General features: G+C 69.3%; 3 protein-coding genes. 1 reads left to right on the plus strand and 2 read right to left on the minus strand.

Going from position 1 to position 6,496, the window contains the following annotated elements; genetic code table 11:
- Positions 1-99: 99 nt before the first annotated feature.
- On the minus strand, positions 100-2,946 hold the full coding sequence (locus ACZ6QO_RS37725; protein ID WP_465858307.1) for a glycoside hydrolase family 48 protein: 2,847 nt from the start codon (positions 2,944-2,946) through the stop codon (positions 100-102).
- A gap of 636 nt (positions 2,947-3,582) precedes the next feature.
- Here ACZ6QO_RS37725 and ACZ6QO_RS37730 point away from each other — a divergent pair.
- Positions 3,583-4,413 carry a DUF6158 family protein gene (locus tag ACZ6QO_RS37730; protein ID WP_465858309.1) on the plus strand — a complete coding sequence of 277 codons (831 nt, stop codon included), beginning with the start codon at positions 3,583-3,585 and terminating at the stop codon, positions 4,411-4,413.
- Between the two features lie 92 nt (positions 4,414-4,505).
- Here ACZ6QO_RS37730 and ACZ6QO_RS37735 read toward each other — a convergent pair whose 3' ends face one another.
- On the minus strand, positions 4,506-5,912 hold the full coding sequence (locus tag ACZ6QO_RS37735; protein ID WP_465858311.1) for an ice-binding family protein: 1,407 nt from the start codon (positions 5,910-5,912) through the stop codon (positions 4,506-4,508).
- Positions 5,913-6,496 lie beyond the last annotated feature (584 nt).

Raw genomic sequence — 6,496 nt, forward strand, 5'->3', positions numbered from 1 at the left:
GAACGAGGAGGGGGAGCGATGGGGGCTTGGTAGGAAACCCCCGCGGGGGGGGGGGGGGGGGGGGCCCCCCCCCCCCCCCCCACCCGCGGGTGGGGCGGATCAGGGGAACAGGCGGCCGTACTCGGCGAGGGCGACGGCGACGTCGACCTGCGCCCAGAAGCGGTGGTAGTGGAACGTCGGGGCCGTAGCCGTGCCGTCCAGGTAAGCCTGCACCCTCGGCCAGTCCGGGTCGTTCTTGTACCAGGACCGGATGGAGATGAAGGTGGAGCTGGAGTTGATCGTGTCGCCGTTCGGCATCTTGCCGCTCCAGCCGGACGGGACGTAGATCGGGTCGTCCAGGCGGTTGTAGTCCGCCTTGGTCTCCGGCACCGACACGCCCTTGTCGTCCTGGTTGTTCAGCCAGATGCCGTCGAGCAGCGCCTTGGCCATGTCGCGCGCCGCGGTGTTGTTCGCCTTGGCCGCGTAGTACATCAGGACCTTGGCGTAGGAGCCGGCGACGCCGACGTCGGTGGTGTAGTCGGCGATCGACACGTGCAGGTTCGAGTTCGAACCCGGGCTGGAGGCGTTCCAGGTGTCGGGCTGACCGGTCCACTTCAGCGTCGACGGGATCTGGTAGGTGCCGTCGGCGTTGATCGTGGTGTTGGCCATCGCCCACGCGACCCACTTGTCGAGCACGGTCTTGGCCATGGTGTTGCCGCTGGCGTAGTACAGCTCGGCCACGCGCTCCAGCGACCACGCCTGGAAGCCGAACCACTGGTTCGACGGCGGGTCGTGGTAGACCGGCTGCCAGTCGTAGGCCATGCCGTAGAAGGTCGGCGTGCCCGACGGCGGAGCCGCGTAGTGGCCCTCCCAGCTGTTGGTCGCGCCACCGGCGATCGCGCCCTCGCTCGACTGCAGCCAGCGGTAGAACTCCAGCTGACGGGTCAGGCTGGTGCTCCAGTCGGTGACGGCGGTCGAACCCTTGGGCTTGAGCACGTCCACGTTGGACAGGGCCCACGCCGCGAGCGGGTTCTGGTAACCGGAGTGGTTGTGGCTGGAACCGATGCGCCACGCCCAGCCGGCGGAGGTGTCGGTCGCGCCGCCCCAGGCGTAGTACCACGACAGCAGGTAGGCCGAGCTGTCCTTGCCGGTGCCCGCCGCGCAGGAGGTGCTGGTGCAGCCCTGCTTCTTGAAGTACTTGTCGTAGAACGAGTAGCGGAGGTAGTCACCCATCTTCGCCGCCTTGGCCACGGTGGCCGAGATCTGCGAGTCCTTGCCCTGCGCCTTGGCCCAGGTGTAGGCCCAGTACGCGGCCTGGACGGCGCGCGCGTCGGCGTCCGGGGCGTTGGTGTACTTCCACTGCTTGGCGTAGGAGGCGTCACCGGTGAACAGGTCCAGGTAGCCGTTCGGGCCGCCGAACTTCATCGTGTCGCAGGACGGCTGGGGAATGGTCTCGAAGACCGACTCCTCCGGGCCGCGCTGGTAGGTGTTGATGTAGGCCGGCTTGGTGGTGCCGTCGCCGCAGCGGCCGAAGCCGTAGGTGTTGTCGACGTCCAGCAGCCAGTGCATGCCGTAGATGTCCTTGTTGCCGTACGCGCTCTGCAGCTCCGACGCGATCGGGTCGCGGCCGACCGAGACGCCGCTGTCGAGCCTCGACGGGTACTGCGAGATGTCGTTCCACTCACCGGCGTAGGTGGCCGGCTTGCTCGCGTCGTAGAACGAGTTGGTGGGCTGGTCCTGCTGGGACGGGATGATGTACTTCTCCATCGTCGCCCAGGCGTTGTTGAAGTTGGTCCACGAGCCGGTGACCTGGCCGTACACCGCCTCCAGCCACAGGAAGTAGCTGAACGCCTCGGACGTGGTCTCGTGACCGTGGTCCGGGGCTTCCACCATCAGGGTCTCGACCGAGTGGTAGGGCACACCCTGCGGCGAGAAGTACCCGTTCGCCGGGTCGTGCAGCTTGTTGTACATCGTGGTGAAGCGGTTGATGTACTCGTTGCCGCCGCTGGTGCCGTCGTCGTCCGCCTCGGTCGCGGTCACCGACGCGCTGGTCCAGCCGGAGGCGCTGGAGGTGAACGTCGCCGTGCCGGCCGTGTCGTCGGAGTCATCGGCGGCCGCGATGCGCACGGTCTGCGGAGTGCTCCAGTTCGACGAGGTGAACGTCAGCGACCCGCCCGAGGAGACCGTGAGGTCGGCGTCGCCGCCGCTGGCCTTGGCCGTCGTCACGGTCACGCTGCTCGAAGGCGCGCGCGACAGGCTGACGGAGTAGGTGGCGGAACCGCCCTCGGGCACCAGGAGCGAGGACGAGCTGACCACGATGCTGGAGCTCTGCGTGCCGGACACCGTGATGCCCACCGGCGAGGAGGTGGTGGACGCCCCGCTGTTGTCGGTCGCCTTGGCGGTCAGCGAGTAACTGCCGGCGGCGACGTTGGTCCAGCTGTAGGTGTACGGCGAGCTGGTGTCCGTGCCGAGCAGCGTGCTGCCCTGGTAGAAGTCCACCTTGCTGACGGTGCCGTCGCTGTCGGCGGCGGTGGCGGCGAGGTTCACCGTGGCGGGCGCCGTGTAGGTCTGGCCGGCGGTCGGCGAGGTCAGGCTCACCGTCGGCGGCTGGGGCGTGGGGCCGCCGCCGTTGCAGGTGGTGCCGTTGATCGCGAAGGTCGTCGGGTCGGTGTTGGTGCCGGAGTAGCTACCGTTGAACCCGATGCCGACCGACTGGCCGCTGGAGATGTTGCCGTTCCAGCTCATGTTGGTCGCGGTGACGTTGGCGCCGCTCTGTGACCAGTTGGCGCTCCAGCCCTGCGTGACCCGCTGGTTGCCGGGGAAGGTGTAGGTGAGGCGCCAGCTCGTCCAGGCGTCTCCGGTGTTGGTGATTTTCACCTCGGCGCCGAAGCCGCCGCTATTGCCCCAGTTGTTGGACTTGTATTCGACCGTACAGCCGACGGCCGCGGAAGCCGGCACGGAGGCCATGATGGTGAAGAGACCGGCCAAGAGGCTGGTCAGCGCCAGCCAAACGCCACGTCGTTTCATCCGTGACCGTGGGAGCGCTCCCGCCCCTAACGATGTTGTTGACATTCCGGAGGTACTCCAAAGTGATGAAGGGCGATGGATGGTACAGAAGTTGGCACAGGGTCGGTCTCGTAGCGGGTTGGGGAAGTGGTTGATTGATGGGAGCGCTCCCACCATGGATTCTGCTGGGTACACCAAAGATGTCAATGACGTGTCAGGCAGATTTCAGGTCATGGGCGCCTCCGGCCACGCCAGCCTGCCCGTTCTTACCTCGGCCTTATGTCAGAGAGTGAAGTGGTGCTGAAAGTTTCAACTGGTCGCGAGGCGTTGACCGGGCGATTTGCCGGAGCCTTCTCCGCCGTCAGGCGGATCCGCGACGGGAAGCGCGGCGGCGGCCGGCCGGAGCGGCTCGCCGCCCTCCCTGCTCCAGTTCGCGGCCCGGAAACCGGTCGTAACGCGGCGGGGGTGGCCGGCCGCCGAGCGCTCCTCCTCTGTCTCGTTCGCCTCGCCATAAAGATCACGATTTGGTGACAGGTGTGAGATATCCCGCTTTGTCAGAAGGTGACGGTTTCCGCCCGATGGGTACAGGGTGGAGTCATGAACAGAGTCGATCCGAGAAACCTGAGCGTGCGAGATCTGCGCGCCGAGCTCCAGGAGCTCGAGGAGTCATGGATGGAGACGCTGCTTCGCGGTACCGAGGATGCCGTGGACGACTTCGCGTCACGTACGCGGGAGCTCGAGGAGGAGTTCGACCGCCGTCAGCGAGAGCGGGCAGGTCAGGCGGAGCCGAGCAGCGACGAGAGGGACCAGGAGCCGGCCGTCCCGCCGGTCGTCCGGCACACGAGTGCGGACCCGGTCGCCCAGGGTGGGGATGAGGAGCGGGCCGTTCAGGACGGCGGCGGGGACCCGGTCGCCCAGGGCGGGGACGAAGGACCGGCGGTCCGGCACCAGGGGGAGCCGGTCACGCGGAGTGAGGGAACGGAGCCGCTCGTCCGGCAGGGAGACCGGGAGCCGCTCGCCCAGAACGGGGAGGAAGGGCCGGGCCTCCGGCCTGAGGGCCGGCGACCGGACGCCGAGGCCGCGGAGGAGCCGAGCGCTCCGCAGACCGCCGGACACGGGATCGAGGAGCCGAGCGCTCAGCAGGCCGCCGGACACCGTGGCGAGGAGCCGGACGCTCCGCAGGCCGCCGAGCACCGTGGCGAGAAGCCGGACGCTCCGCAGGCCGCCGGGCAGGGGAGTGAGGAGCCGAGCGCTCCGCAGGCCGCTGAGGACGGGAGCGAGGAGCCGTCGGGCTCCCACCGTCGGCCGTGCGGCGGGAACGCCTCCGGGGAGGGCGGGCGGCTGCGCCGGGTCCTCCGTCCGGGCAGGCGTCGCAGGGACGACGCCTCCGCCGCCCGCAAGGACAGGTCGCCGGGCAAGGCCGCCTGATAACGCCTGACAACGCCTGACAAGACATTCGGAAACGTTCGGGGCCCGTCCGAGGAGATCGGACGGGCCCCGCGAGCGTTCAGGACGTCAGGTCAGCCGGTGACGCCGGCGCCGGGGCGCCGCTGCGCCTGGGCCATGGACCGCGCTTGCGAGCGGGCCTGCCCCTTGGCGTGGCCACGGTGCTTGCCGTGCTTGGCGTGCTTGCCGTACGACTTGCCACCCTCGTAGCCGCCCTGGTGACCGTACTGGCCGTGGTGGCCGTTGTGCCAGGAGTGACGGTCGCTGTGGTGACGGTGGCCGCCGCCCTCGCCGAGCACGCCGGTGATGGTGCGCACGGTCGCGAACTCCACGATGTCGTGCTTCTTGCGGTGATGGTGGCGGTCGTCGAAGTCGCGCCTCTTGTCGGCGTTCTTCTGGTCGGCGCGGTCGACGTCCTCCTTGTCACCCGGTTCGTGGCTCTCCTTCCCGTCTCTCCCGTCCTTCCGGTCGCAGTGGTCCTCGGGGCAGCGGCCCCCCGGGCCGAGCGGCTCCCGGATCGTCGCCGAGATGCTCGAGTCGAAGGAGGTGTTGCCCGTGAAGAAGGCGGTGATGTCGTGCTCGCCCGCCCCCAGGCTCGTGGCGACCAGGGTGGCCCGCCCGCGCGAGTCCAGCGCGGCCGAGCCCAGGCTCACGCCGTCGGCCAGGAACACCACCTGCCCCGTCGGCACGGTCGTGTCATCGGTGCGCACCGTGGCGGTGAGGATCAGCGGGCCCCGATACTTGGGATCGGCGCAGGACGTGGTCACGGCCACGGCCGTCGGCCTGTCCACGCAGAACGGCCGCCTGACCTGGGCGGCGTCCAGCGTCACGGCGCCGGTGCGGGCGAGCACGCGGCCGTTCACGGTCGCGCCCGCGCCCACGGCGGCCGAGGTGTTCGCCAGGACACTGCCGGCGAAACTCGCCCTCGCCCCGATCGTCGCCGTGGTGCCGACCTGCCAGAACACGTTGCAGGCCTGGGCGCCGCCGGCGAGGGTCACCGTGCTCCCCGGCGCGACCACCAGCGTCGTGGCCGCCTTGAAGACGAAGACCGCGCTGCGGTCGCCCTGCGCGTCCAGGACGAGGTTGCCGGTGATCACGAAGGTGCCCGCCGTGGAGTTGTACACGCCGGGCAGCCGCGTGGTGCCGCCGAGTTCCGACGCGACGGTCGCGGTGGGAACACGGCCGGCCGCGTCGTTGTAGGCGGTGGTCAGCGCCGTCTGCGCCTGGGCGGCGACGGCGGTGCCGGCCTGGACGGCCCCGGTCACGGTGCCCGGCGGGAAGCCGGTCACCGCCACCCCCGGGTTCACGCCGAGGTCCCCGACGACGAGCGAGGGGCCGGTGTTGCTCACCGACGTCCCGGCCAGGACCCCGAAGCCGGCGGCCGTGCCGAGTGCCACGGGCGCCGTCGCCGCGCTCGCGGCGAGTGGTGTCGCGATGACGGCTCCCATCGCGACCATCGCCGGGAGAGCCGCCGCCAGCAAGGAACGAACGAAATGTCGTGCCCCGACACGAGGCCGACTGGCATTTTTCATAAAGCGGTCCTTTGCTTTTGGTATCGCTATGTGAAAACGCATTGCCGATGATGCGTCTCGAGATCCCACCGTACTGATCGTTGGACCCGCTATCGTCATGCGACATGCGGATGATTTAAATCCGGCGCCATCTGCGGATAAAATGGAAAAGTGTCCCGTTGCCGGTGAAAGGGGTCGCCGTTTCCGTCCCCGGCGTTTGGCGTGCCGCATGGTGAATGAGGCGGTGATGACGCCGGTCATCCGGGCCCGGAAATGATGCGCGCACCGGCGGGTACGGGAATGGGCGCGTGCCGCGGGCCTCGATCCCGGCCGCCGCCGCGCGGAGAAGCGGGGAAGGCGCCATCAACCCATTAACAGGGCGAAGCCAGATATGCGTCCAAGATGTCCGCGGACACGGAACGGCGGGGGGGGGGGGGGGGGGGCCCCCCCCCGGGGGGGGGGGCACCCAAAAGAAGGTGGGGGGGTGGCCCGGGGGTGGGCTCGGCGTCTTCCCAGACGTTTTGTTGGTGGGGTCCTCCCGGACAAGGGGCCCC

This window comes from Sphaerisporangium sp. NPDC049457, from assembly GCF_055586705.1.